Source organism: Xanthobacter agilis (assembly GCF_021730435.1).
In the GTDB taxonomy this organism is placed as follows: domain Bacteria; phylum Pseudomonadota; class Alphaproteobacteria; order Rhizobiales; family Xanthobacteraceae; genus Xanthobacter; species Xanthobacter agilis.
Genome location: NZ_JABWGX010000006.1, coordinates 96,568 through 121,814, shown reverse-complemented (window position 1 = coordinate 121,814; position 25,247 = coordinate 96,568). Strand labels below are relative to the sequence as shown.

Sequence of the window (25,247 nt, the reverse complement as noted above, 5' to 3'; positions counted from 1 at the left end):
ACGAGCCTTACGGGAGCGTGATGGGAGTGAAACAGGGTTTTTCGCGAAATTGCCCTGGGCCGTCTGGCGCTGAACACTGACGCCTGAGCCTTTGCCTCGGCCTGGGCGCTCAGCGCGGCGGCGGCTCCGCCCGCGCCGACCCGCCCGCTTCCGGCAGGTGCCGCGGCAGCACCACGCTCACGCGCGCACCGCCACCGGGCCGGTCCGAAATCTCGACGCGACCGCCGTGGGCCTCCACGATCTGGCGCACGATGGTGAGGCCGAGGCCCGCCCCGCCCCGCTCCCGGTTGCGCGAGGGCTCCAGGCGGTAGAACGGCTCGAACACGGCGGCGCGCGCGGCCGGCGGAATGCCGGGGCCGCGATCCTCGACACGGAGTTCGACCTCGTCGGCGCGCGCCGCCAGGGCCATGTCGGCGCAGCCGCCATAGGCCAGCGCATTGCCCGCCAGATTGGCGAGAACCCGCGCCAGCGCTCCCGGCGCGCCGAGCACCGGATGGGGCGTGTCGGCGCCCGCGAGCGTCACCTTTGCCCCCTGGGCAAGGCGGGCGTCGTGCTCGGCCCGCGCCAGCCACGCGAGATCCACCGGCTCCGCGTGCGCGCCCGAGAAGGCCGCGCGCGCATAGGACAAGGCGTCGTTCACCAGCGCCTCCATGTCGTCCAGGTCGGCCTTGGCCTTCATGACCTGCGGCGCCTCCCCCAGAAGCTCCAGCCGCAACCGCAGCCGCGTGAGATAGGTCTTCAGGTCGTGGCTGATGGCGCCGAGCACCAGCGCCCGCGCGCGCACCAGCTCGGAAATGCGGGCCTGCATGGTGTTCACGGCGCGCGTGACGGCGCGCACCTCGGGGGCACCGCGCTCCGCCACCTCCTGCGGTTCCAGATCGGCGCCGAAGCGCTCCACCACGGCGGCGAGGTCGGACAATGGGCGGATCTCCCGTCGCACCGCCAGCAGCGCGACGAACGCCACCAGAAAGCCGAGCACGCCCGCCAGCAGCCCCACCGGAAGGCCGAGCAGCCGCACCACCAGGTCGCCCCCCGCTGTCACCTCCAGCGCGCCGCCGTGCTTCAGCGGCACCACGACCCGCAGCCGCGCCCCGGACAGGTCTCGCAGCCTCTCCACCGCCTGCTCGCCCCGCGTCTCCGCGGTCAGCATGGCCACCATCACCGTCCGGTCGTCCCCAAGCAGGCCCTGGAGCCGCTGCGCCAGCGGCGCCAAGACGGGCGGGGAACCGATCTCGGGGACGGCGGGCAGATAACGGGGAATGAAGCCGGTGCTGGTGGCCGCCGCCAGCGCCAGCGCGCGCTGAGCGGGGTCGACCGCGTCCGCCAGCCGCACCACGGCGGCGATCTGCACCATCAGCGGCACGATGGTGAACCGGGCCTCCTCGGCCCGGCGGCGCTCCGCCATGTAGGCCGCCAGCATGAGAAGCTGCGCCAAAGCCAGGGCGCCGACCAGGATGAGCGCCAGCCGCGCCGCGATGCCGAAGCGATGCCGTCCCATCACAGGGCGCGCACGTCCGGCGCGAACAGATAGCCGCCGTTGCGCACGGTCTTGATGAAGCCCGACGCTTCGGGATCGACCGCCGCGAGCTTGCGCCGCAGCCGGCTCACCGAGACGTCGATGGTTCGGTCGAAGGGATCGGCGCTGCGGCCGCGGGTCCAGTCCAGGAGCTGCTCGCGGGACAGCACCCGCTTGGAGCGCTCCAGGAAGCAGGTCAGCAGATCGAATTCGGCGGACGTGAGCTCCACCGGGGCGCCGCCGGCATGGGCGAGGCCGCGAGCATCGAGATCGGCCACGAAGCTTGCAAACGCCAGGCGCCGGTTGAGGTCCGGCACACCCTGGCCGTCCGCGCGCCGCAGCACGGCGCGGATGCGGGCGAGCAACTCGCGCGGGTTGAACGGCTTCGGCAGATAGTCGTCCGCGCCCATTTCCAGGCCGACGATGCGGTCCACGTCATCGCCCTTGGCGGTGAGCATGAGGATCGGAAGGCCCCCGCGGGAGCGGAGGCGCCGGCAGATGGACAGGCCGTCTTCCCCCGGCAGCATCAGGTCCAGCACCACCAGGTCGGGCCGCGCGACGTGCAGCAGGCGGTCCATGGCGATGCCGTCCCCGGCGGCCAGCACCCGATACCCCTCCCGCCCGAGGAAATCGGCGAGAAGGGAGCGGATTTCCCGGTCGTCCTCCACCAGGAGAAGGGTGCGTTGCTGCGGCATGGCTCCAGTGTCGCGGCGAAGGCGGCCGGCATCAATGCAAAGGCCCCCGCCCGTTACAAAAAGTTACATGCGGCACAGGCCGCGCAATCAGGTCGTAAACGGCGCCGCCCACAGTCGAACCATCGCAACCGGCCCTTCGCCGCCGAAGGAGGCTGCCATAAATCGCACCACCCCGCGCGCCGCCATCGCTCCGGGCCACGCCCGGAAACGTTCCGGCTCCGGCGGGCAACAGCGTCCCCCGCTCTCCGGCTCGGTCAGCGTCAGCCGCTGGGGCATGCCGCCCTTTCCCTTCCAGACAGGAGACCGTCCATGGCTCGAATCCGTCCCCTCCGTCCGACCCTTGCCACCATCTGCGCCATTGGCGCTCTGCTGCTGGCCGCGCCGTCCTTCGCCCAGTCGCTGGCAGACCTCCAGAAGGCCTGCGGCGCCGACGTGAAGACCCTGTGCGCCGGCGTGCAGCCGGGCGGCGGACGCATCAAGCAATGCCTCATGGAAAAATCCGAGCAGATCTCGCCGGCCTGCAAGAGCGCCATGGCCGCCGCCGCGCAGGCCCGCCAGAAATAGGAACGGCGGCCGGGGGCGGCGGCCGCACAGGGAGAGATTCAACATGATGGCCCTCTTGACGGCCGCCCCGGCCGAGGCCTCGGGCGCCGGACTCATGCTCGCCGGCCTGGCGCTGCTGCTGATGCTGGCCGAGGCCCTGTATCTCCGCATCAGCGGCGGACCCGGCCACGATGGGGCGGAAACCGCCGCCTCGCTGCTGGTGGCCCTGGGCCACAAGGCCATCGGCGTCCTCACCGCCGGCCTCGTGGCGGTGCCCGTTCTGTTCGTCGCCGACCACCGCCTGCTCGACATCAGGATCGACGGCCCATGGATGGTCGCGGTGCTGTTCGTGGCGGTGGACCTTGCCTATTACATCCACCACCGCGCCATGCATAAGGTCCGCTGGCTGTGGGCGACCCATGCGGTGCACCACTCCGCGCGCCGCATCAACCTGACGGCGGCGGTGCGGCTCGGCTGGGGCGGGCCGCTCACCGGCGGCATCGTGTTCTACCTGCCCCTGGTCGCGCTTGGTTTTTCACCCTTCGCCGTGTTCGGCATGCTGGGCCTCGGCCTCGCCTATCAATTCGCCCTGCATCTCGCGCACCCGCCCCACCTCGGGCCACTGGAATGGGTGTTGAACACGCCGCGCCATCATCTGGTGCACCATGCCTCGAACCGGGCCTGCCTGGATCGGAACTTCGGCGGCGTGCTGATCGTGTTCGACCGCCTGTTCGGCACCTTCGCGGAGGCGCCGCGAGACGAGGCCCTTGTTTTCGGCCTCGCCGGCGGTGCGCCCGGCGTCAACCCGCTCGCCGTCGCGATGGTCGGCTGGGTGCCCCTGTTGCGCGCGGTCCGGGACGCACGGGGCTCCAGGGCCCGCCTGAGCGCCCTGTTCGGGCCGCCGTCGTGAGCCAAGGCGCCACCCCGATGCCATTGGGACATCACACCCCCTCGCGGACGCCCCCCGCCCCCTGCTACGATCGAGCCAGATGCCTTAGGAGTGGGTCATGTGGCTCGACGATCATCGCCCCCTCGCGCCCGGCGCCCCGGCTCCCGACCGGTGCCTCGACGAGGATGCGTTCCGCCCCTTCGGCATCGACCACATTTCAACGACCACGACCGACTTTGCCGTGTCCGACACGGTCCGCGCCCACCTACCCTACGGAATGCTGCGCAGCTTCAAGCGGACGGGCGAGGGCGCGCCGCCCCCGACCGGGCGGCGGGTGCTGGTGGTATCGCCGCTCGCCGGCGGCTTCCCCTTCCTCATGCGTGACCTGGTGGTGTCCCTGCTCGCCATCGCCGACGAGGTCGCCATCACCGACTGGCCGGACGCCCGCTATGTGCCCGTTTCCGCCGGCCCGTTCAGCTTCGTCGACAATTGCATCGAGACCGCGCAGATGATTCGCGCCCTCTCCGAAGAGGCGGGCTCGACCCATGTGGTGGGCGTCTGTCAGGGCTCGGTTCCGGCCCTGGTGGGCGCGGCGCTGCTCGCGCAGGCCGGGCTTGCACCGGCCAGCCTCACCCTCATCGGCGGCCCCATCGACCCCTCGCGCAATCCCACGCGCCTGTGGCGGATGCTCCAGGGGCGCACGCTGGAAGCCCTGGAGCGGCAGGTGATCGAGCCGGTGGCGGAGCGCTTTCCCGGTGCCGGGCGGCTGGTATTCCCGGCCTGGCGGCAGACCGACACCTTCGCTCTCTACCTCTGGCGCCAGAGCATGACCGGCGGGCGGCTGCCGCTCCAGCTTGCCTTCGACGAGGGCGACGACCCGTTCCGCTTTCCCCTGGCGCGGCTGTGCTGGACGCTCATGGACGTGCCGGGCGAGTTCTTCATAGAGAACGTGGCCACGATCTTCCAGGCCAACGCCCTGGTGCAGGGCACCCTTGAGGTGGCGGGGCACCGCGTGGACCCGGCGGCACTGCGGCAGACCGCCCTCCTCACCGTCGAGGGGGCGGAGGACGACATCTCCGCCCTCTGCCAGACCGAGGCGGCGCATGACCTGTGCCCCAATATCCCGGAGGCGAAGCGAGCCCGGCTGGTGGTCCCCAAGGCGGGGCACTTCGCCTTGTTCTACGGGCGGGCCATGCGCGCCCAGGTGATTCCCGCCGTGTCACACATCATGGCCGCGGCTGAGGGCGGCTGAGGCGCCGCCGCGGGGATCCGGCGACAGGTCCCATGAACCGCGGTCAAGGACCCGCGGAAGAACCTGCGCAAGAACCTGCGCCGTTCAGAGGATGAAGCGGCTCAGGTCGGCGTTCTTGGCCAGATCCGCGACCCGCGAACGCACATATTCCGCGTCGATCACCACCGCCTCGCCGGAGCGGTCGGGAGCGGTGAAGGAGAGGTCGTCCAGAACCCGTTCGATCACGGTCTGGAGCCGGCGGGCGCCGATGTTCTCCACGCTGGAATTCACCTCCACCGCCGCGTCGGCGATGGCCTCCACGGCCTCGGGGGTGACCGTGAGGGCGACGCCCTCGGTGGCCATCAGCGCCACCGACTGCTTGACGAGGCTGGCCTCGGTCTCGGTGAGGATGCGCACGAAATCGGCACGGGTGAGCGCCTCCAGCTCGACCCGGATCGGCAGGCGGCCCTGCAGCTCGGGCAGCAGGTCCGAGGGCTTCGACACGTGGAAGGCGCCGGAGGCGATGAACAGAATGTGATCGGTCTTCACCGGCCCGTGCTTGGTGGATACGGTGGTGCCCTCGATGAGCGGCAGCAGGTCGCGCTGCACGCCCTCGCGGGAGACGTCGGCCCCCGAGCGGCCCTCGCGCCCGGCGATCTTGTCGATCTCGTCCAGGAACACGATGCCGTTGTTCTCCACCGCGTGGATGGCGTCCTGAACGGTGGCCTCCTGGTCGATGAGCTTGTCGGCCTCCTCGGTGAGCAGGAGGGGATGGGCTTCCTTCACGCTCACCCGGCGGGTCTTGGTGCGCCCGCCGAAGGCCTTGCCCAGCATGTCGCCGAGCGAGACGGCGCCCATCTGCGCCCCCGGCATGCCCGGCAGCTCGAACAACGGCATCCCGCCGCCGCCGGCCTGCACCTCGACCTCCACTTCCTTGTCGTCCAACTCGCCGGCGCGCAGGCGCTTCCTGAACGCGTCGCGGGTGGCGGGGGAGGCATTCACCCCCACCAGGGCGTCGAGCACCCGGCCTTCGGCGGCCAGATGAGCCTTGGCCTGCACGTCCTTGCGCTTGACCTCGCGCACGATGCCGATGCCGACCTCCACGAGGTCGCGCACGATCTGTTCCACGTCGCGGCCCACATAGCCCACTTCCGTGAACTTGGTGGCCTCCACCTTCAGGAACGGCGCCCCGGCGAGCTTGGCGAGGCGACGGGAAATCTCGGTCTTGCCGACCCCGGTGGGGCCGATCATCAGGATGTTCTTGGGCAGAACCTCCTCGCGCAGCTTGTCGTCCAGCTTCAGCCGGCGCCAGCGGTTGCGCAGGGCAATGGCCACCGCCCGCTTGGCATTGGCCTGGCCGACGATGTGGCGATCAAGCTCGGAAACGATCTCGCGGGGGGAAAAGTCGCTGCTCATGTCAGGTCTTGCTTCCGTAACGGGGCGTGTGGCATCGAAACCCGGCGGCCCTCAGGCGCCGATGGTCTCGATGACGATGTTCCGGTTGGTGTAGATGCAGATGTCGGCGGCGATCTCGAGCGCCCGCCGGGCGATCGCCTCGGGGTCGTCCTGGTGGTCCAGCAGCGCCCGCGCCGCGGCCAGCGCATAGGACCCGCCCGAACCGATGCCGGCCACTCCGGCTTCCGGCTCCAGCACGTCGCCGGTGCCGGTGAGGACCAGCGTCACGGCGGCGTCGGCCACGATCATCATGGCCTCCAGCCGGCGCAGGTAGCGATCGGTGCGCCAGTCCTTGGCCAGTTCCACGGCGGCCCGCTGGAGCTGGCCGGGATACTGCTCCAGCTTCCCTTCCAGGCGCTCGAACAAGGTGAAGGCATCGGCGGTGGCACCGGCGAAGCCCCCGATCACGTCGCCCCGGCCCAGTCGCCGCACCTTGCGGGCGTTGGATTTCAGCACGGTATTGCCGAGCGTCACCTGCCCGTCGCCGGCGATGGCGACCTTGCCGCCCTTGCGGATGGAAACGATGGTAGTGCCGTAAATGGTATCCGGGGAAGAATGCATCAAGCGCTCCGCTCGGGCCGCGCCCTCCCCCCGCGGCGGGGAAACGGGGCGCGGCGCGTGATCTCCCGCGGGTGGGCTCCACCCGCGGGGCTGACTCCTGCCGTTACTTATGTCGTTCGCGCGCCCATGCAATGCGCGAACGCAACACGGCGACGGAAAGGCGCCTCAGCGCCCCCCGGCCCCGAGGAAGCGCCGCACCACCTGCGCGAACGCCTGGGGCTGCTCCACCATCGGACAATGGCCGCTGTCCACGATCTCGTCGAGGTCGGCGCCGGCCGGGATGCCCGACGCCAGCTCCCGCGCCATGGCCGGGGAGAACAGCCGGTCGCCGTCGGAATACACCACCAGCGTCGGCGCCTTGATGTCGTGCAGGCGGTCCAGCGTATCCGAGGCCACGCAGGCCTCCAGCTGGCGCAGGAACGCCGCCTTGGGCTGGTCGAGGCCGGCGTCAAGGGAGGCCTGCACCACGGCATAAAGGTCGTTGCGCCGCAAGAACTCCTCCCCGAGCACGAAGCTGGTGAGGCCGGCGCCGAACACCAATTCGTCGGCGACATGCCGGCGCAGGTCGGCGAACAGGCGCATGATGCCGCGCGTATAAAGATTCTGCCGGGCGAAGCTGTTGGCGAGCACCAGCCGGTCAACCCGGCCGGGCGCGGCGATGGCCAATTCCTGGGCGATGGCCCCGCCCATGGAGTGGCCCACCACATGGGCCTTGCCGATGCCGGCGGCATCGAGCACCGCCAGCGCGTCGCGCGCCATGTCGGCCACCGTGTAAGGGCCGCGGGCCTGCCCGCTCTTGCCGATGTCGCGGTTGTCGAACTCGACCAGGGTGAAGCCGGACAGGAGCGGCCGGGTAAGCCCCCAGAAGGGCCGCTGCGCCGACAGGCCGGAGATGAGGAGCACGGGCGGCCCCTCGCCGCTCACCTGATAATCGAGAACGATATCGTCATTGGACGTGGTCGGCATCACGGCTCCCGTTTGCTACACTCAGGGGGGACCATCCGGCACGCCCCGCGCGCTTCGGCCGCGCCGGGGCCGCGTCATCTCATCGCCATATGGCGTTGCAGCAGGGATGCTGCTAGAACCCGCTGCCTTGGAGAGGTTCCAGCAGCCTCCTGAAGGTGGACCAGAGGCGGTCATGCGCAAGGCAGATATCGTTCGCGAGACGAAGGAGACGCAGATCTCCGTTTCCGTCGATCTCGACGGGACGGGGAAATCGGACATTTCCACCGGCATCGGGTTCCTGGACCATATGCTGGATGCCATCGCGCGTCATGCCCGCTTCGACCTGTCGATAAAGGCCAAGGGCGATCTCCACATCGATTTCCATCACACCACCGAGGACGTGGGCATCGTGCTCGGCCAGGCGGTGAAGAAGGCGCTGGGCGACCTGCGCGGCATCACCCGCTATGCCGACTGCCTCATGCCCATGGACGAGACCCTGACCCGCGTCGCCATCGATGTCTCGGGACGGCCGTTCCTGGTGTTCCGCACCGAATTTCCAGTGGCCAAGATCGGCACCTTCGACACCGAGCTGGTGCGCGAGTTCTTCCAGGCCTTCACCATGAATGCGGGCGTGACGCTGCATGTGGAGACCCTGTACGGGCTCAATGCGCACCACATCTCCGAGAGTTGCTTCAAGGGCCTCGCCCGGGTACTGCGGGCGGCGGTGGCCATCGATCCGGCGGCAGCGGGGGAGATCCCCTCCACCAAGGGCGCGCTGGGTAGCTGAACGAACGGACGGGAGCACATCATGGCGACCTTCACGGTCTTCTCCCGCACCCGCCCCGGCGATACCGTGGCGGCAGCGGAAGGGCGCGTCGTGTTCGTGCGCGAGGCCTTCTCGTGGCTTGCGCTTCTGTTCACGCCCCTGGTGCTGCTTTATCATCGGCTGTGGATGGTGTTCGCCGCCTATGTGGCGGTGTCGCTGCTGATGGCGGTCGCCTTGTCCGTGGCCGGCGCCCCTGCCGCGAGCGTCGAGGTGGTGATGATCGGCTTCAGCCTGCTCATCGCCTTCGATCTGCCGGCGCTGCGCGCGCGCAAGCTCGCCCGCGGCGGCTATGTGGAGGAGGGCGTGGTCATCGCACCGAAGCGGGATCTCGCCGAACAGCGCTTCTTCGCGGCCTGGACGCCGCGTCGCCCGGCACCGCCGGAAGCCCTCGCCCCGCGCCCCGCGCCGCGGGCGGAGACGGCCGGGCTGGCGGCGGTGTCGTCCGTCATCGGCACCTTTCCGGGACACTGAAGTCCATGACCGTCGCCATCATCGATTACAATTCCGGCAACCTGCATTCGGCCGCCAAGGCCATGGAGCGGGCGGCCCAGAGCCTCGGCCACGAGACCGTGATCGTCACCAGCGACCCGGATGTGGTGCGCGCCGCCGACCGGGTGGTGCTGCCCGGCGTCGGCGCCTTCGCCGATTGCCGCGCCGGCCTCGATGCCGTGCCCGGCATGGTGGAGGCCATGACCGAGGCGGTGAAGGAGAAGGGCCGGCCCTTCCTCGGCATCTGCGTCGGCGCCCAGCTCCTGGCCGAGCGCGGCCTGGAACACAAGGTCACGCAGGGCCTCGGCTGGATCCGGGGCGAGGTGGATCGCATCACGCCCGCCGATCCGCACCTCAAGATCCCGCACATGGGCTGGAACACGCTGAACCCGGCGCGCGAACATCCGCTGCTCGCGGGCATCCGCACCGGGGAAAGTGGGCTCAACGCCTATTTCGTGCATTCCTACCACATGAAACCGGCCGACGGGCTCGACCTCGTCGCCACCACCGACTATGGCGGAACCATCACCGCCATGGTCGCCCGCGACAACGTGGCCGGCACCCAGTTCCACCCCGAAAAGAGCCAGACCCTCGGTCTGGCCCTGCTCGCGAATTTCCTGAAGTGGCATCCGTGATCCTTTTTCCGGCCATCGATCTGAAGGACGGCCTCGCCGTTCGCCTCGAACAGGGCGACATGGCGCGCGCCACCGTGTTCAACCACGACCCCGCCGCCCAGGCCGGGGAGTTCGAAACCCTCGGCTTCCGCTATCTCCATCTGGTGGACCTCAACGGCGCCTTCGCCGGCAAGCCGGTGAACGCCGCCGCCGTGGAACGGATCCTGGAGACGGTTTCGATCCCGGTGCAGCTCGGTGGCGGCATCCGCGACATGGCGACCGTGGACGCCTGGCTGGGGAAGGGCGTCACCCGCGTCATCCTCGGCACCGCCGCGGTGCGCGATCCCGACTTCGTGAAGGCCGCCGCCAAGGCCCATCCGGGCCGCGTCGCGGTGGGCCTCGACGCCCGCGACGGACAGGTCGCGGTGCAGGGCTGGGCCGAGACCTCGGACCTGCCGGCGGTGGACATCGCCCGGCGCTTCGAGGATGCGGGCGTGTCCGCCCTCATCTACACCGACATCGCCCGCGACGGCCTTTTGAAGGGCCTGAACCTGGAAGCCACCATCGCGCTCGCCGATGCGGTCTCGATCCCGGTCATCGCCTCCGGCGGGCTCGCCTCGCTCAAGGACATCGAGGCGATGCTGGAGCCGCGGGCACTAAAGCTCGAAGGCGCCATCACCGGCCGCGCCCTCTACGACGGCCGGCTCGACCCCCGCGAGGCGCTGGCCCTGGTGGCCGGACGGTAGGTGTGCCATGCTGAAAGTCCGGGTCATCCCCTGCCTCGACGTGAAGGACGGTCGCGTGGTGAAGGGTGTCCAGTTCGTGGACCTGCGCGACGCCGGCGACCCGGTGGAGGCCGCCCGCGCCTATGACGCCGCGGGTGCCGACGAACTGACCTTCCTCGACATCACCGCCAGCCACGAGAACCGGGGCACCATCCTCGACGTGGTGCAGCGCACCGCCGAGCAATGCTTCATGCCGCTCACGGTCGGCGGCGGCGTGCGCACCGTGGACGACGTGCGCACCCTGCTCCACGCGGGCGCCGACAAGGTCTCGATCAACACCGCCGCCGTGAACCGCCGCGCCTTCGTGGGCGAGGCGGCGGAGAAATTCGGCGAGCAATGCATCGTGGTCGCCATCGACGCCAAGAAGGTGTCCGCCCCCGGCGAGGCTGACCGCTGGGAGATCTTCACCCATGGCGGGCGCAAGCCCACCGGCATCGACGCCATCCATTATGCCCGCGAGGTCGTGGACCTGGGGGCCGGCGAGATCCTGCTCACCTCCATGGACCGCGACGGCACCGGCCTCGGCTTCGACTGCGCCCTCACCCGCGCGGTTTCGGACGCGGTGCATGTGCCGGTCATCGCCTCCGGCGGGGTGGGCACGCTCGAGCATCTGGTGGACGGCATCCGCGAAGGCGGGGCCTCGGCGGTGCTGGCCGCCTCCATCTTCCATTTCGGCACCTTCACCATCCGCGAAGCCAAGATGTGCCTCGCCGATGCCGGCCTGCCGGTCCGCCTGGATGTGTGATCGACCGCGACCGCGTCGTGGCGCTCCCGCCGTTGCCGCCCCCACGCCGCGCCGCGTGGGTCGTTCGCGCCTCTTCCCACCCGTCCGCACCTGCGGCGGGGAACCGCCGGGTGCCCCATGAGCGAGCCGTTCACCAGCGAAACCTTTACCCGTGACACCGCCGCCGGCGATGCCTTCACCCTCGCCGACCTCGAAGCCATCATCGCCGCGCGCGCGGGCGCCGATGCCGGCGCCTCCTACACCCGCTCCTTGCTCGACAAGGGCGTCGCCAAATGCGCCCAGAAGCTCGGGGAAGAGGCGGTGGAAAGCGTGATCGCGGCGGTCTCCGGCTCGCGGGAGGAGCTGGTGTCCGAGACCTCCGATCTCCTTTACCACCTCATGGTGGTGCTGCGGGCGCGGGGTGTGGCCTTGAGCGAGATCCAGGCCGAGCTTGCCCGGCGCACCGGACAATCCGGCCTTGCGGAAAAAGCCAGCCGGCCCCAGAGCTGACACACCGGAGCGAGGCCCCAGATGGACCGCCGGATCGACTCCAGCCTCTCTCCCTATCGCACCTTCTCGCGCGATGGATGGGCCGCGCTGCGGCGCGACACGCCCATGACCTTGCGGCCCGACGACATCGCGCGCCTGGAAGGCATCAACGCCCACCTCTCCATCGGCGAGGTGGAGGAAATCTACCTTCCGCTCTCGCGCCTGCTCTCGCTCTATGTGGCGGCGACGCAGAAGCTGTTCCGCGCCATGAGCTACTTCCTCGACCAGAAGGACACCGAGCGCGAGGGCGAGGGCAAGATGCCCTACATCATCGGCATCGCCGGCTCGGTGGCGGTGGGCAAGTCCACCACCGCCCGCGTGTTGCAGGCGCTGCTCGCCCGCTGGCCCAATACCCCCAAGGTGGACCTTGTGACCACCGACGGCTTCCTCTTCCCCAACGCGGTGTTGAAGCGCGAGGGACTGATGGACAAGAAGGGCTTCCCGGAGAGCTATGATCTGCCGCTGCTGCTGCGCTTTCTCACCGACATCAAGGCCGGGCGCCGGCAGGTGCGGGCGCCGCTCTATTCCCACTTTTTCTACGACGTGATGCCGGACCAGGTGGTGGAGGTGGAGCGCCCCGACATTCTCATCGTCGAGGGGCTGAACGTGCTGCAGACCACCCGTCCGCCCAAGGACAGCAAGGCGATTCCCTTCGTCTCGGACTTTTTCGACTTCTCGATCTACATCGATGCCGAGGAAGAGGTTCTGGAGGACTGGTACGTCTCGCGCTTCATGCGCCTGCGCGCCACCGCCTTCCGCGATCCCCTGTCCTATTTCCACCGCTATTCGCAGCTCACCGACGAGGGCGCGCGCGAACGGGCGCTGTCCATCTGGCGCACCATCAACCTGCCCAACCTCAAGGACAACATCCTGCCCACCCGCCAGCGCGCCGACCTTATCCTGCGCAAGGCGGGAGACCACGAGGTGGCCGAAGTCAGCCTGCGCCGCCTGTAGGGCCGCTTGTTTTTCCTGGAACCGCAGCGGTTTTCCAGCCGCGTGTTCCCTGCAAGAGCGGGCGCAAGATCACGATGCGCGGTTGCGCGCATGGCTTGAGCGGATCTGCCGGCGGCGCACCTTTTCACCATCGCCCCACAGTCCGCGGCGGCGATGGCGCTCGGGCGCCTGGATCAAACGGATGGTGGAAAGCCCGAGACTGCCGCCTGCGGATCTCGCAATAAAAATGCCCGGGGCAAGCCCCGGGCATCGACACATGACAATCATCAAACCGCGCGCCAACCGGCGCTGCTGGCGCTCACTCGCCGAACAACACCTGCTGCTCCGGCGCCGGGGCGTCTCCCGCCCCCGTCTCCTCCGCGCGCTCGGCACGGGTGCGGAAACGGCGGCGGCGGCGCGTCACACGCCCGTCGCCAGCATCCGTCGCGTCGTCGGCCGCCATGGGCTCCTCGCCCTCCGCCTTCGGCTCGACCCGAACCTCCTTGGTCACCGCGGGGGTGCCAGTGATGAAAGCCGGCAGGCCGATATCATGATCCTCTTCCGCGCGCTCGGCACGGGGCGCGCGGGGGGCCGCCTCGGCCTCGTCGCGGCTCCGGCTGCTCCGCGCGGGGCGCGGCGCAGGAGCCGGCGCATAGCCGGCGCCCTCGCCGGCGTCCTCGCGCGGGGTGCGGCTCGCGCGATATTCGCGCGGCTCGGCGCCCTCTTCCTCGCGGGTGCGCCGAAAATTGCGGCCTTCCCGGCTCGTCCGGCCCTCGGCCCTCGGCTCACGCGCTTCACGCGGCTCGCGACCTTCACGAGGCTCACGCGTGTCCCTTGATTCGCGCGTGTCCCTCGGCTCACGCGAGTCTCGCGACTCCCGAGTGTCCCTCGGCTCCCGAGCCTCCCTTGGCTCGCGCGTGTCCCTTGGCTCGCGCGGCTCCCGGCTCTCCCGCTGCTCCCGCCCGTCCCTGGCCTCGCGCGCTTCGCGAGGCTCCCGCGTCTCGCGCGGCGCATATTGCTCCTGACGCGAAAACGGCTGGGGGGCGTCGAGCCCGCCCACATCGTCCATGTCCTCGTCGTCCATATCGTCATCCCGGCCGAAGCCGAGCTGCGGCGTGAACTGACCCTGGAGGGAGGCGATGAGGCGCAGATAATGTTCAGCGTGCTGGAGATAGTTTTCCGCAGCCACCGGATCGCCCGACGACTGGGCATCACGGGCGAGCTGCTGGTACTTCTCGGTGATATGATGAGCAGTACCGCGCACCTTCACGTCCGGACCGTTGGACTCGTAGACCCGCGTCAAGGGATTAGAGCCGCGGCGGTTATTTCGGCCGCGCATGCGCTTTTGCTGACCATTTCTCATCTGGATCTTCTCTATTCGCGCGGCGTGAAAACCGCCCCAGTGTCGGCGCGCGTCACCGTGGATGTGATGATCCCGGCGTGTCCGAAAATCGTGGTGTGCGAAAATCGGCGGCAGCGTCCGCATCTTTCACCGCAGGTGATGAACGTCGTCTTCAACGAGCCCCGCCTGCTTCGGGTGCTCGCGCACACTCATGTCGATTAAGGTTCCGGATTCGTCCGCTTATCGAGCTCCATCCCGCAGGAATCTCATTCCGGAGTCCTTAGCGGCCGCCCAACCCCACACCGCCTGGCTCGAAAACCAAGACGCGCGCCCTTCATGAAACAATCATCCGCTGGATGCCTTCGGGAGCGCAGCAGATCCGCGCGCCACCTCATTGGCCGTCCTTCAGCACCCGAAACTGCTTTTTGAGCTTTCGGAAGCCCGCATCCGCTACCTTGGATGCTGCGGTTCGATTCCTGAAAAGGACACTAGCCAGTTCCCGGCCTTGTTCCAAGTGAATTTTTTCGGCCCCTTCCCACACCTTGGTCGGGAGTGCCCTTACGACCGCCGCACGGTCAGCGCGCGCGGAATGCCCGCGAGGTCCCGGCGGGCCGGCGCAGGTACCACAAGTCCCGCCTCGACCGCGATGGCGGCCACGGCCGCCTCCTGCCCCGCGCCGAGCTCCAGCACCGCCGCGCCGTCGCGCGCGAGCAGACGCGGCAGGTCCGCAATGATGGCGCGATAGGCGCTGAGCCCGTCGTCGCCCCCATCGAGGGCGAGCTCCGGGTCGTGCAGGCGCACCTCCCGCGGCAAGCTCGCCATGGCGCGATGGGTGATGTAGGGCGGATTCGACACCACGAGATCGAATCCGCCGGACAGGCTCGCGCCCCAGTCACCCACCAGCACCGCGCCTCGCGTCTCGACCCGCGCATGGGCCAGATTGTCGCGCGCGGTGCGGGCCGCGCCCTCGGCACGATCGACCCCGACCCCCAGGGCCGCCGGCCGCTCGGTGAGCAAAGCCGCGAGAATGGCGCCCGAGCCGGTGCCGAGATCGAGAATCCGCAGGCCCGCGCCCCGCTCCGGAAACAGCGCCAAGGCCTCCTCCACCACCGCCTCGGTGTCCGGACGCGGCACCAGGGTGTCCGGCGACAACTGAAAATCGAGGCTCCAGAATTCGCGATGTCCCAGGATCCGGCTCACCGGCTCACCGGCGATCCGGCGCAGCAGAAGCCCCTGGGCCTCCCGGGCCGCGGCGGACGGCATGGATTCATCACCGCGCGCGAACAGCGCATCGCGATCCCATTGCAGGGCATGGGCCAGCAGGAGCCGCGCTTCCAGATCCGGCGCCTCGACGCCGGACACCGTCAGTTCAGCCGCCATCTGGCGACGGAAGGCGGTGACCGTGAACGAAGGGGCAGCGATCATCGTGCAGCAACTCGAAACGATAGACACAACCATAAGTAGCTGCGATCCAAGGCCATTTTACGTCTCATCGGCGGCCGCCAGCAATGCCGCATGATGCTCGGTCAGCAAGGCCGCGATGATCTCGTCAAGGGCGATGCCCGCCATCACCTCCTCCAGCTTGTAGAGGGTGAGGTTGATGCGGTGGTCGGTCACCCGCCCCTGTGGGAAGTTATAGGTGCGGATGCGCTCGGAGCGGTCCCCCGAGCCCACCTGCCCGCGGCGCTCGGCGGCGCGACCGGCGGCGGCGCGGGTGCGCTCCTCGTCCAGCAGGCGGGACCGCAGCAGCGCCATGGCGCGCGCCTTGTTGCGATGCTGCGAGCGCTCGTCCTGCACCGCCACCACCGTATTGGTGGGCAGATGGGTGATGCGGACCGCGCTCTCGGTCTTGTTCACATGCTGGCCACCGGCGCCCTGGGCGCGAAACACATCGATCCGCAGATCGGCCTCGTTGATGTCCACGTCCACCTCTTCCGCCTCCGGAAGGACGGCGACGGTGGCGGCCGAGGTATGGATGCGCCCGCCGGCCTCGGTGGCCGGCACCCGCTGCACCCGGTGCACGCCGCTCTCGAACTTCAGGCGCGCATAGGCGCCGCGCCCGTGGATGGCGGCGACGATTTCCTTGTAGCCGCCCATGGTGCCCTCGCTCTGCGAAAGCACCTCCACGGTCCAGCCGCGTTCAGCGGCATAGCGGGTGTACATGCGGTAAAGGTCGCCGGCGAACAGGGCGGCCTCGTCACCGCCGGTGCCGGCGCGCACCTCCAGGATGATTCCGCGCTCATCCATGGCGTCCTTGGGCAGGAGCGCGAGCCGCACGGCGTGGGTCAGATCCTCGATGCGGGCTTCCAGCCGCTCCACTTCGCTGGCGGCCAGCGCGCGCATCTCCGGATCGGAGGCGGCATCGGCCAATAGCTCGCGGGCGCCTTCGAGGTCGCGCTCGGCGCTTTTCAGGGCATTGACCTGCGCCACCACCGGCCCGAGCTCCGAAAACTCCCGGCCGAGCCGCACATATTCCTCGCCCTCCGCGCCGCGGGCGAGGGCGGCTTCGATCTCCGCATGGCGCGCGACCAATTGGTCGAGCTTGGCGAGGGGCAGGACGGACGACATGGCGGAGGGGGCGCTTTCGAGCGAAGGGGGTGCGAATCGCGGAAGGACGGGGCGTCGGCTGCCGTCGCTACACGGGCACGCCCGTGATCTCGGCAAACGCCTGCAGCGATTCGCGGATCCGCGCCGTCCCGGAACGGTCTTCCAGCAGCGGCAGCAGCACCTTGCGGGCGGCGCTCACGTCCAGTTCCAGCAGCGCCGCCTTGACCGGCCCCACCGCCGCCGGCGACAGGGACAAGGAGCGATAGCCCAGCGCCGCCAAAGCCAAGGCCTCCAGCGGCCGCGAGGCCAATTCGCCGCACAGGGTGATGGGCTTGCCGGCGCGGCTGCCCGCTTCCGCCACCATGCGGAAGGCCCGCAGCGCGGCCGGGGAGAGGGGGTCGAAGCGGTCGGCCACCCGCACATTGGCGCGGTCGGCGGCGAACAGGAACTGCACCAGATCGTTGGAGCCCACCGACAGGAAGTCCGCGCGGGCCAGGATCTCGTCGAGCTGGAACAGCAGCGAGGGCACCTCCACCATGGCCCCCACGAACACCCGCTCCGGCAGGCTGTGGCCGTGCTTGCGCAGGTGCGTCAACTCGCGCTCGACGATGGCGCGGGCGGCGTCGAATTCCTCCACCGCCGCCACCATGGGGAACATGACGCGCAGGTCGCGCCCCGCTCCGGCGCGCAGCAACGCCCGCACCTGGCTGCGCAGCAGGCCCGGTCGGTCAAGCCCGAGGCGGATGGCGCGCCAGCCCAGGGCCGGGTTCTCCTCCTCCACCGCGCGCATGTAGGGCAGCACCTTGTCGCCGCCGATGTCGAGGGTGCGGAAGGTCACCGGCCGCTCGCCGGCGGCGTCCAGCACCGCGCGGTAGAGCTTCAACTGCTCCGAGATGCGCGGGAAGGCCGAGGCGATCATGAACTGAAGCTCGGTGCGGAATAGGCCGATGCCCGCCGCCCCGGTCTCGGCGATATGGGGCAGGTCCACCACCAGCCCGGCATTGAGATGGAGCGCGACATGCACCCCGTCCTTGGTCACCGACGGGCGGGTGCGCAGGGCCGCATATTGAGCCTGTCGGCGGGCACGGAAGCGCACCTTCTCGGCATAGGCCTCCTCCACGTCGCCCGGCGGGCGCAGATGCACTTCGCCCGCCTGCCCGTCCACGATCATGGGATCGCCGGAATCGGCAAGGCCGGTGATGTTGTCCACCTGGCCCACGGCGGCAATGCCCAGCGCGCGCGCGACGATGGACACATGGCTGGTGGTGCCGCCCTCTTCCAGCACCAGGCCGCGGATGCGGGTCCGGTCGTAGTCCAGAAGGGCGGCCGGGCTCATGTTGCGGGCGACGATGATGGCGTTTTCCGGCAACGCCTCCCGGTCCGGTCCCGGCGCGCGGCCCAGCAGCTCACGCAGGAGCCGGTTGGCGAGATCGTCGAGATCGTGCAGGCGCTCGCGCAGATAGGGGTCGGAGGCGCGCATCATGCGGGCGCGGGTGTCCGACTGCACCCGCTCCACCGCGCCCTCAGCGGTGAGGCCGGACAGCACCGCCTCGCGCATCTTGTGCATCCAGCCCCGGTCGTGGGCGAACATGCGATAGGCTTCGAGGATGTCCCGATGCTCGCCGGACTTGGCGAGGCCGTCATCCTCCAGCATCTTGTCGATGGCGTGCCTAAGCTTGCCGATGGCGGCGTCGAGCCGATGGGTCTCGCGCTGGACATCGTCGGCGATGACGTTGGTGACCCGCACCCGCGGTTCGTGCAGCACCACATGGCCGAGGCCGAGGCCATCGGCGAGGCTGACGCCCTTCAGATGCAGCGGGCGGCGCACCGCCGGCTCGGCGCCGGGGCGGGCGAGCGCGGTCAGCTCACCGGAGGCGATCATCTCCGCCAGCACCATGGCGGTGGTCTGGAGCGCCTCGATTTCCTCTTCGGTGTAGGTGCGGCGGGCCCGGTTCTGCACCACCAGCACGCCAAGGGTGTTGCCCGCGCGCAGGATCGGCACGCCGAGGAAGGAGCTGTAGATCTCCTCCCCCGTCTCCGGCCGGTAGGAGAATTCGGGATGAGCCTGGGCGTCGGAGAGCGCGAGCGACTCGGCCTCCCGCGCCACATGGCCGACGAGACCCTCGTCCACGCTGAGCACGGTCTGGTGCACCGCGTCGCGGTTCAGACCCTCGGTCGCATAGAGCTCCAGGGTCTGATCGACGCGCAGCACGTAGACCGAGCAGACCTCCGCGACCATGTTGGCGGCGATCAGCACCACGATCTTGTCGAGACGATCCTGCGCGCTGACCGGCTCCGCCATCACCTCGCGGAGACGCCGGAGCAGCACACGAGGACCGCCGAGCGCGCCACGCATCGGCCGCATCCTTAAATTGCAGCGGGTTGCACACCCGCAAAGCCACCAACGAACAACGGCACCGGGAGGGGCGCCATGGCGTCCGCCGTCAGCTGTCCAGCCCGTATAGCGAATGCAGAGTCCGAACCGCAAGTTCGGTATACGCCGCATCGATGAGGAAGGAGATCTTGATCTCCGAGGTGGTGATGGCGCGGATGTTGATTCCCTTGGCCGCCAGCGCCTCAAACGCCTTGGCCGCCACCCCCGCGTGCGAGCGCATGCCGATGCCGATCACCGACACCTTGGTGACGTCCGCGGCGCCTTCCACGATCTGGTGGCCGATGGCCGCCTTGGCGCCGTCGATCACTGCCTTGGCCCGCTCGTAATCGGCGGTGGGCACGGTGAAGGTGATGTCGGTGAAGCCGTCGGCGGACACGTTCTGAACGATCATGTCCACATTGATGTGGGCGTCCGCCAGCGGCCCGAACACGGAGGCCGCGATGCCGGGCTTGTCGGCCACCCGGCGGATGGACACCTGGGCCTCGTCCTTGGAGAAGGCGATGCCGGTGACCACCTGGGATTCCATCTGGTTTGCCACGATCTCCTCCTCGTCGCAGATGAGCGTGCCGGCCTTTTCCACATTCGCCATCTCGGGCGCGTCGGGGTCGGTGAGGCTGGAACGCACGAAGGTGCGCACATTGTGCACCATGGCGAGCTCCACCGAGCGCACCTGGAGCACCTTGGCGCCGAGCGACGCCATTTCCAGCATCTCCTCGAAGGCGATGCGGTCGAGCCGCCGCGCCTTGGGCACGACCCGCGGATCGGTGGTGTAGACGCCGTCCACGTCGGTATAAATGTCGCAGCGCTCGGCCTTGAGCCCGGCCGCGATGGCCACCGCGCTGGTGTCGGAGCCGCCCCGGCCCAGAGTGGTGAGGCGGCCGGTTTCGGCATGGATGCCCTGGAAGCCGGCGATGACCGCCACCTCTCCGCCGTCGATGGCGCCGCCCAGGCGCGCGCCGTCGATGTCCATGATGCGGGCCGAGCCGTGCGCATCGTCGGTATAAAGGGGGATCTGCCAGCCCTGCCAGGAGCGGGCCGGAACACCGAGCTGCTGCAGCGCGAGCGCCAGCAGGCCGGAGGTCACCTGCTCGCCGGAAGCCACCACCGCGTCATACTCGCGCGGGTCGTAGAGGGGCGCGGCCTCCTTGCACCAGGCGACCAGCTCATTGGTCTTGCCGGCCATGGCCGAGACCACGACCGCCACCTGGTAGCCGGCCTCCACCTCGCGCTTCACATGGCGCGCCACGTTGCGGATACGCTCGATATTGGCGACCGAGGTGCCGCCGAACTTCATCACCAGCCGAGCCATCGCTCGCGCCTTTCTTCACACGGGATGCGGGGAGAACGTCTTGAAACGGCGCGCGGCGCGAAGCGGTCTTCGGCCGGCGCCGGCCTCAGCCGGGCGTCATTTTCGAAGCCGCGGCGTCCCACGGCGCGAAAGAGCGCACCAAGACGGCGAAGAGAGCGTGACGTTCGGAACCATCCCCAAAAACCTTGTCCGCGCCGGATCGAGCGGGCGCCGGGTCGCTGGCGCCTCCATAGCGGCACTTGGAACTTTGGGCAACCTTCGGGCTTGCCCGGATATCCACCGCTCCGGCTCTTGACGGGCGGCGGCGAAGCGCCCATTCCTCCCGCGACCAGCCGGCCGGGCGGCCGCGGTGCGAGGGATTGAACGCCCCGCATCGAGGAAAGTCCGGGCTCCACGGAGACACGGTGCCGGATAACGTCCGGCGGGGGCGACCCCAGGGAAAGTGCCACAGAAATCAGACCACTCGTGCGTGCACGAGCCAGGGTGAAACGGTGGGGTAAGAGCCCACCGCGCGACCGGCAACGGGAGCGGCACGGCAAACCCCACCGGGAGCAAAGTCGAATAGGGACGACACGGGAAACCACCCCGTCTTCGGGGCGTCGTCCGGGTTGACTGCTAGAGGCGCCGGGCAACCGGCGTCCCAGAGGAATGGCCGCCACGCGGGCCGCAAGGCCCGCCGTACAGAACCCGGCTTACAGGCCGGCTGGTGCTGTTTTGTCCCGGCGGGCGCGCGACGGCCGGGAGCGGCTCAATTGGAGCCGTTCGCCCGGACCGTCACCGCGGCCAACAGCTCCTCGGCCTTTGGCAGGATGCCGGCGACCATCACCGCCACCCCCTTGGGATTGGGGTGCAGGCCGTCCTTCTGGTTCAGTGTCGCATCGCCCGCCACCCCGTCCAGGAAGAAGGGATAGAGCAGCACCCCCTGCTCGGCCGCCACCTCCGGAAAGATGGGATCGAACGCGGCGGCGTAGACGGCCCCGAGATTGGGCGCGGCCCGCATGCCGGCGACGAGAACGGTGATGCCGCGCGCCTTCAGCCGCGCCACGATCTGGGTGAGCGCGGCCCGCGTCACCTTGGGCGGCAGGCCGCGCAGCATGTCGTTGGCGCCCAGCGCCAGGATCACCGCATCGGTCCCCTCGGGCACCGACCAGTCGAGCCGGGCGAGCCCCTGGGTCGCGGTTTCGCCGGACACGCCGGCATTCTCGATCACCACGTCATGCCCCCTGGCCCGCAGCGCCGCCTCAAGCTGGACCGGAAAGGCCTCCTTCGGCGCCACGCCGTAACCGGCGGTGAGGCTGTCGCCCAGCGCCACCACCCGCACCGTGCGCGCCAACGCCGGTGACGTGATCGTGATGAGCGCGACGAGCGCGAGCAGCCCTCGCGCCGCCTTAAATGCCGCTTCCCATAAACGCGGGCGCGCCGCAGCATGGCGCCCCCGGCGCGGCGCGTCGGTTCCGTTCGGTTCGAGGGTCCTGTCAGGCATGAACGATGTTTCCTTGTCCCCGCGCGCGCTCGACCTGAAATCCGTGGACCTGTCGCTCGGCGCCGGCGCGGCCCGCGTGCATGTGCTGAAAGACGTCTGCGTCCATATCACGGCGGGGGAAACGGTGGGCCTCGTGGGGCCGTCCGGATCGGGAAAATCCACCCTGCTCATGGTCATGGCGGGGCTGGAGCGCCCCGACAGCGGCACCGTCGCGGTCGCCGGCACCGACATCACCCGCCTGTCCGAGGATGCGCTCGCCCGCTTTCGCGGCCGCCACATCGGCATCGTGTTCCAATCGTTCCACCTCATCCCCACCATGACCGCGCTGGAAAACGTCGCGGTGCCGCTGGAGCTTGCCGGCCGGCGCGACGCCTTCGCCCGCGCCGCGCGGGAGCTGGAGGCGGTGGGCCTCGCCCATCGCGCCGGCCATTATCCCGCCCAGCTCTCCGGCGGCGAGCAGCAGCGGGTGGCGGTGGCCCGCGCGCTCGCCCCCGAACCGCCGATCCTGGTCGCCGACGAGCCCACCGGCAACCTCGACGAAGCCACCGGCCGGCAGATCATGGACCTCCTGTTCGCCGCCCATGCCGCCCGCGGCACCACTTTAGTGCTGGTGACCCACGATGCGGCCCTGGCCAAACGCTGCGGCCGGGTGCTGCAGGTGCGCTCCGGCCTCATCGTCGCCGACAGCACCCGCACCACGGCGGGCGCCGAGGTGACGGCATGACCCGTCTTCCCCTCGCCCTGAGGCTCGCGACGCGGGAGCTGCGCGGCGCGCGGCGCGGCTTCGGCATTTTTCTGGCCTGCCTCGCGGTGGGGGTGATGGCCATCGCCGGCATCGGCTCTTTCGCCCGTGCCCTCACCGAGGGGCTGGAGCGGGAGGGCCGCACCATCCTCGGCGGCGATGCCGCCTTTACGCTGGTGCAGCGCGGAGCGACGCCCGACGAGCTGGCGGCGATCGGCGCCGGCGGCACCATCGGCACGGTGGCGCAGCTGCGGGCCATGGCCCGTGCCCCCTCAGGCGACGCCACCATGGTGGAGCTGAAGGCCGTGGACGGCACCTATCCCCTGGTGGGCCGCCTCGACCTCGCCCCGCCCCAGCCCCTGGAGACCCTGTTCCGCCTTGTGGACGGCGCCTATGGCGCGGCGGCGGACGCGGTGCTCATGAGCCGGCTCGGGCTTGGCGTCGGCAGCCGCATCATGGTCGGCGAAGCCACGTTCGAGATCCGCGCCCGCATCGTCTCCGAGCCGGACAAGCTCTCCACCGGCGTCGGCTTCGGCGCGCGGCTCCTGGTGTCCGAGGCCGGGCTCGACGCGGCGCGGCTGATCCAGCCGGGCAGCCTCGTGCGCTGGAGCTACCGCGTCGCCCTCGACCACCCCGAGCAGCTCGCCGACGTGTTGGCACGGGTGAAGCCGGTTCTCGGCCCCGCCGGCTTCGAGATCCGCACCCGCGACGCCGCCACGCCGCAGCTCGAACGCAATGTGCGGCGCATCAGCCAGTTCCTGACCCTGGTGGCCCTCACCGCATTGCTGGTGGGCGGGGTCGGGGTCGCCAATGCGGTATCAAGCCACCTCGCAGCCAAGCGCGAGACCATTGCCACCTTCAAGGCCCTGGGCGCCACCCGGAACACCCTTTTCGCCACCTATGGCATCGAGATCGTGCTGATCGCCCTGGTCGGCATCGCCCTCGGCCTGCTGCTGGGCGCGGCGCTGCCGTTCGCGGCGGCGGGCGCCATCGCCGCGCTGGTGCCGTTCCCGCTGGCGCCCCGGCTCGATATCGCGGCCTTGGCGCTGGCCGCTTTCTACGGGCTCGCGGTGGCGGCCCTGTTCACCATCTGGCCGCTGGCCCGCGCCCAGGAGGCGCCGGTCTCCACTCTGTTCCGCGACGGGTTGGGCGCGCGCATCCAGCGCCCGGCCCTGGTCTATCTGGCCCTCATCGGCGCCCTGGCGGCGGGGGTGGCGGGGGTGGCGCTCGCCAGCTCCGACGATCTGCGCACGGCCGCCATCTTCCTGGCCGCCTCGGCGGCGGTGTTCGTGCTGTTGCGGGGCGTGGCGCTCGCCATCATGGCGGTCGCGCGACGCCTGCCGCGACCGCGCTCCGCCTTGACGCGGCTCGCTCTCGGCAACATCCACCGGCCGGGTGCGCTCACCCCCACGGTGGTGCTCTCGCTCGGCCTCGGCCTGTCGCTGATGGTGGCGCTGGCCCTGGTGGACCGCAGCCTCACCATGGAACTCTCCGGCCCCATGCAGGAGAAGGCGCCGAGCTTCTTCTTCGTGGATGTGCCCGCCGCCCAGCGGGATGCGTTCGCCGCCTTCATCGCGGCCGAGGCCCCGGACGGCGTCCTGAAATCCGTGCCCATGCTGCGCGGACGCATCACCACCCTCAACGGCGTGCCCGCCGACCAGGTGAAGGGCAGCGCCGACGCCGCCTGGGTGCTCCAGAGCGACCGCGGCATCTCCATGGCCGCCGAGGTACCGGAGGGCTCCAAGGTGGTGGCGGGGCAATGGTGGGGCGCCGACGCGCGCGAGCCCCAGCTCTCGTTCGAGGACAAGCTGGCGGCCGGGCTCGGCCTGAAGCTCGGCGACGCGGTCAGCGTGAGCGTGCTGGGCCGCACCATCACCGCGCGGATCACCAACCTGCGGCAGGTGAACTGGGAGCGGCTCGGCATCAATTTCGTCATGGTGTTCTCGCCCAACACCTTTGCCGGCGCGCCCTACACCGTGCTCTCCACCCTCGCCTTCCCGGACGGCGGCGACACCGCGCGCGAAATGGCGGTGCTGAAGGCGGTGGCCGCCGCCTATCCCGCCGTCACCACGGTGCGGGTGAAGGAGACGCTGGAGGAAGCCCGGCGCATGCTCGACAGCCTCTCCCTGGGCATCCGCGCGGCGAGCCTCGTCACCCTCCTCACCTCGGTGCTGGTGCTGGCGGGCGCGCTGGCGGCGGGGCATCAGCACCGGGTGTATGACGCCGTGATCCTGAAGACGCTGGGCGCCACCCGGCCCCGCCTCATCGCCGCCTATGCGCTGGAATATGCGGGCCTCGGCCTCGTCACGGCGGTGTTCGCGGTGGCGGCGGGCGGACTTGCCGCCTATGGGGTGGTCACCCAGGTGATGGAGATCCCCTTCACCTTCTCGGTCCCGGCGGCGGCGGGCGCGGTGGCGGGCGCGCTCGTGCTCACCGTGGGCTTCGGCCTCCTTGGCACCGTCCGCGCCCTCGGCGTGCCGCCGGTGCGGGTGCTGCGACACCTGTAAGATCCAAGAGCACCCGCGCCATGGGCAAGCCGCCAGGACGCTCGCCCATGGCGCGTTGGCCCCGCCCCGAATCGGAACCCACCGTCCCCGCTCCTGCACCCTGGAATCGCTCCCAATCTCGTGGCGCATCGTTTTCCGCGCAGGGTTCGGCTTCCGTCGGGCTCGAA

General features: G+C 69.9%; 23 protein-coding genes and 1 other RNA gene. 13 read left to right on the top strand and 11 right to left on the bottom strand.

Annotation, left to right across the window (positions count from 1 at the left end; genetic code table 11):
* Nucleotides 1–109 precede the first annotated feature (109 nt).
* Complete coding sequence (locus HUW53_RS06150; RefSeq protein WP_237344874.1) at nucleotides 110–1,498, bottom strand: sensor histidine kinase; 1,389 nt, start codon at nucleotides 1,496–1,498, stop codon at nucleotides 110–112.
* The gene (locus HUW53_RS06145) at nucleotides 1,498–2,211 is read right to left on the bottom strand and encodes a response regulator (protein WP_237344873.1); all 714 of its coding nucleotides are present in this window, start codon (nucleotides 2,209–2,211) and stop codon (nucleotides 1,498–1,500) included. The genes HUW53_RS06150 and HUW53_RS06145 overlap by 1 nt, the downstream gene beginning before the upstream one ends.
* A 309-nt stretch (nucleotides 2,212–2,520) precedes the next feature.
* Between HUW53_RS06145 and HUW53_RS06140 the strand changes: the two genes are divergently transcribed.
* The 3 genes from HUW53_RS06140 (at nucleotide 2,521) to HUW53_RS06130 (ending at nucleotide 4,895) form a co-directional block, all read left to right on the top strand.
* Nucleotides 2,521–2,775 carry a cysteine rich repeat-containing protein gene (locus tag HUW53_RS06140; RefSeq protein WP_237344872.1) on the top strand — a complete coding sequence of 85 codons (255 nt, stop codon included), beginning with the start codon at nucleotides 2,521–2,523 and terminating at the stop codon, nucleotides 2,773–2,775.
* Between the two features lie 43 nt (nucleotides 2,776–2,818).
* The gene (locus HUW53_RS06135) at nucleotides 2,819–3,664 is read left to right on the top strand and encodes a sterol desaturase family protein (RefSeq protein WP_237344871.1); all 846 of its coding nucleotides are present in this window, start codon (nucleotides 2,819–2,821) and stop codon (nucleotides 3,662–3,664) included.
* 97 nt (nucleotides 3,665–3,761) lie between these two features.
* Nucleotides 3,762–4,895, top strand: coding sequence for an alpha/beta hydrolase family protein (locus HUW53_RS06130; RefSeq protein WP_237344870.1), 1,134 nt, complete (start codon nucleotides 3,762–3,764; stop codon nucleotides 4,893–4,895).
* 84 nt (nucleotides 4,896–4,979) lie between these two features.
* Here HUW53_RS06130 and hslU read toward each other — a convergent pair whose 3' ends face one another.
* From hslU to HUW53_RS06115, 3 genes are all read right to left on the bottom strand, one after another.
* On the bottom strand, nucleotides 4,980–6,290 hold the full coding sequence (gene hslU / locus HUW53_RS06125) for an ATP-dependent protease ATPase subunit HslU (protein WP_237344869.1): 1,311 nt from the start codon (nucleotides 6,288–6,290) through the stop codon (nucleotides 4,980–4,982).
* Nucleotides 6,291–6,341: 51 nt separating this feature from the next.
* A complete protein-coding gene (gene hslV, locus HUW53_RS06120; RefSeq protein ID WP_237344868.1) occupies nucleotides 6,342–6,890 on the bottom strand; it encodes an ATP-dependent protease subunit HslV in 549 nt (182 codons plus the stop codon).
* A gap of 165 nt (nucleotides 6,891–7,055) precedes the next feature.
* Entirely contained in the window at nucleotides 7,056–7,856 is an 801-nt protein-coding gene (locus HUW53_RS06115; protein ID WP_237344867.1) for an alpha/beta fold hydrolase, read from the bottom strand.
* A 172-nt stretch (nucleotides 7,857–8,028) separates the two neighbouring features.
* Between HUW53_RS06115 and hisB the strand changes: the two genes are divergently transcribed.
* From hisB to coaA, 7 genes are all read left to right on the top strand, one after another.
* Nucleotides 8,029–8,622 carry an imidazoleglycerol-phosphate dehydratase HisB gene (gene hisB, locus HUW53_RS06110; protein ID WP_237344866.1) on the top strand — a complete coding sequence of 198 codons (594 nt, stop codon included), beginning with the start codon at nucleotides 8,029–8,031 and terminating at the stop codon, nucleotides 8,620–8,622.
* Between the two features lie 21 nt (nucleotides 8,623–8,643).
* Nucleotides 8,644–9,132 carry a DUF2628 domain-containing protein gene (locus tag HUW53_RS06105; protein WP_237344865.1) on the top strand — a complete coding sequence of 163 codons (489 nt, stop codon included), beginning with the start codon at nucleotides 8,644–8,646 and terminating at the stop codon, nucleotides 9,130–9,132.
* 5 nt (nucleotides 9,133–9,137) lie between these two features.
* The gene (hisH, locus tag HUW53_RS06100) at nucleotides 9,138–9,785 is read left to right on the top strand and encodes an imidazole glycerol phosphate synthase subunit HisH (RefSeq protein WP_237344864.1); all 648 of its coding nucleotides are present in this window, start codon (nucleotides 9,138–9,140) and stop codon (nucleotides 9,783–9,785) included.
* Nucleotides 9,773–10,510: a 1-(5-phosphoribosyl)-5-[(5-phosphoribosylamino)methylideneamino]imidazole-4-carboxamide isomerase gene (gene hisA, locus HUW53_RS06095; protein ID WP_237344863.1), complete on the top strand. Its 738-nt coding sequence runs from the start codon at nucleotides 9,773–9,775 to the stop codon at nucleotides 10,508–10,510. The genes hisH and hisA overlap by 13 nt, the downstream gene beginning before the upstream one ends.
* Before the next feature lie 7 nt (nucleotides 10,511–10,517).
* Nucleotides 10,518–11,294, top strand: a complete 777-nt coding sequence (gene hisF, locus HUW53_RS06090) for an imidazole glycerol phosphate synthase subunit HisF (protein WP_237344862.1) — start codon at nucleotides 10,518–10,520, stop codon at nucleotides 11,292–11,294.
* Between the two features lie 117 nt (nucleotides 11,295–11,411).
* A complete protein-coding gene (locus HUW53_RS06085) occupies nucleotides 11,412–11,783 on the top strand; it encodes a phosphoribosyl-ATP diphosphatase (RefSeq protein ID WP_237344861.1) in 372 nt (123 codons plus the stop codon).
* Nucleotides 11,784–11,804: 21 nt separating this feature from the next.
* Complete coding sequence (coaA, locus tag HUW53_RS06080; protein WP_237344860.1) at nucleotides 11,805–12,776, top strand: type I pantothenate kinase; 972 nt, start codon at nucleotides 11,805–11,807, stop codon at nucleotides 12,774–12,776.
* A 298-nt stretch (nucleotides 12,777–13,074) separates the two neighbouring features.
* Here the strand turns inward: coaA and HUW53_RS06075 are convergent, their stop codons facing one another.
* From HUW53_RS06075 to HUW53_RS06055, 5 genes are all read right to left on the bottom strand, one after another.
* Entirely contained in the window at nucleotides 13,075–14,241 is a 1,167-nt protein-coding gene (locus HUW53_RS06075; RefSeq protein WP_237344859.1) for a DUF4167 domain-containing protein, read from the bottom strand.
* 414 nt (nucleotides 14,242–14,655) lie between these two features.
* Nucleotides 14,656–15,522, bottom strand: coding sequence for a peptide chain release factor N(5)-glutamine methyltransferase (gene prmC / locus HUW53_RS06070; protein WP_237344858.1), 867 nt, complete (start codon nucleotides 15,520–15,522; stop codon nucleotides 14,656–14,658).
* A gap of 57 nt (nucleotides 15,523–15,579) precedes the next feature.
* The gene (gene prfA, locus HUW53_RS06065) at nucleotides 15,580–16,665 is read right to left on the bottom strand and encodes a peptide chain release factor 1 (protein WP_237344857.1); all 1,086 of its coding nucleotides are present in this window, start codon (nucleotides 16,663–16,665) and stop codon (nucleotides 15,580–15,582) included.
* 67 nt (nucleotides 16,666–16,732) lie between these two features.
* Nucleotides 16,733–19,000, bottom strand: coding sequence for a phosphoenolpyruvate--protein phosphotransferase (gene ptsP, locus HUW53_RS06060; protein ID WP_237344856.1), 2,268 nt, complete (start codon nucleotides 18,998–19,000; stop codon nucleotides 16,733–16,735).
* An 88-nt stretch (nucleotides 19,001–19,088) separates the two neighbouring features.
* Nucleotides 19,089–20,348, bottom strand: coding sequence for an aspartate kinase (locus HUW53_RS06055; RefSeq protein WP_237344855.1), 1,260 nt, complete (start codon nucleotides 20,346–20,348; stop codon nucleotides 19,089–19,091).
* Between the two features lie 328 nt (nucleotides 20,349–20,676).
* On the opposite strand from HUW53_RS06055, the gene rnpB reads away from it, so the two are divergent.
* An RNA gene (gene rnpB / locus HUW53_RS06050) (RNase P RNA component class A) lies at nucleotides 20,677–21,059 on the top strand.
* Between the two features lie 37 nt (nucleotides 21,060–21,096).
* Here rnpB and HUW53_RS06045 read toward each other — a convergent pair.
* Nucleotides 21,097–21,831, bottom strand: a complete 735-nt coding sequence (locus tag HUW53_RS06045) for an arylesterase (RefSeq protein WP_237344854.1) — start codon at nucleotides 21,829–21,831, stop codon at nucleotides 21,097–21,099.
* On the opposite strand from HUW53_RS06045, the gene HUW53_RS06040 reads away from it, so the two are divergent.
* Together HUW53_RS06040 and HUW53_RS06035 are read left to right on the top strand one after the other, a co-directional pair.
* Nucleotides 21,830–22,555 carry an ABC transporter ATP-binding protein gene (locus HUW53_RS06040; protein WP_237344853.1) on the top strand — a complete coding sequence of 242 codons (726 nt, stop codon included), beginning with the start codon at nucleotides 21,830–21,832 and terminating at the stop codon, nucleotides 22,553–22,555. The two genes, HUW53_RS06045 and HUW53_RS06040, sit on opposite strands and share 2 nt — an antisense overlap.
* Nucleotides 22,552–25,080 (top strand): ABC transporter permease, encoded by a 2,529-nt coding sequence (locus HUW53_RS06035; RefSeq protein ID WP_237344852.1) that lies wholly within the window; start codon nucleotides 22,552–22,554, stop codon nucleotides 25,078–25,080. The genes HUW53_RS06040 and HUW53_RS06035 overlap by 4 nt, the downstream gene beginning before the upstream one ends.
* Nucleotides 25,081–25,247: the final 167 nt, after the last annotated feature.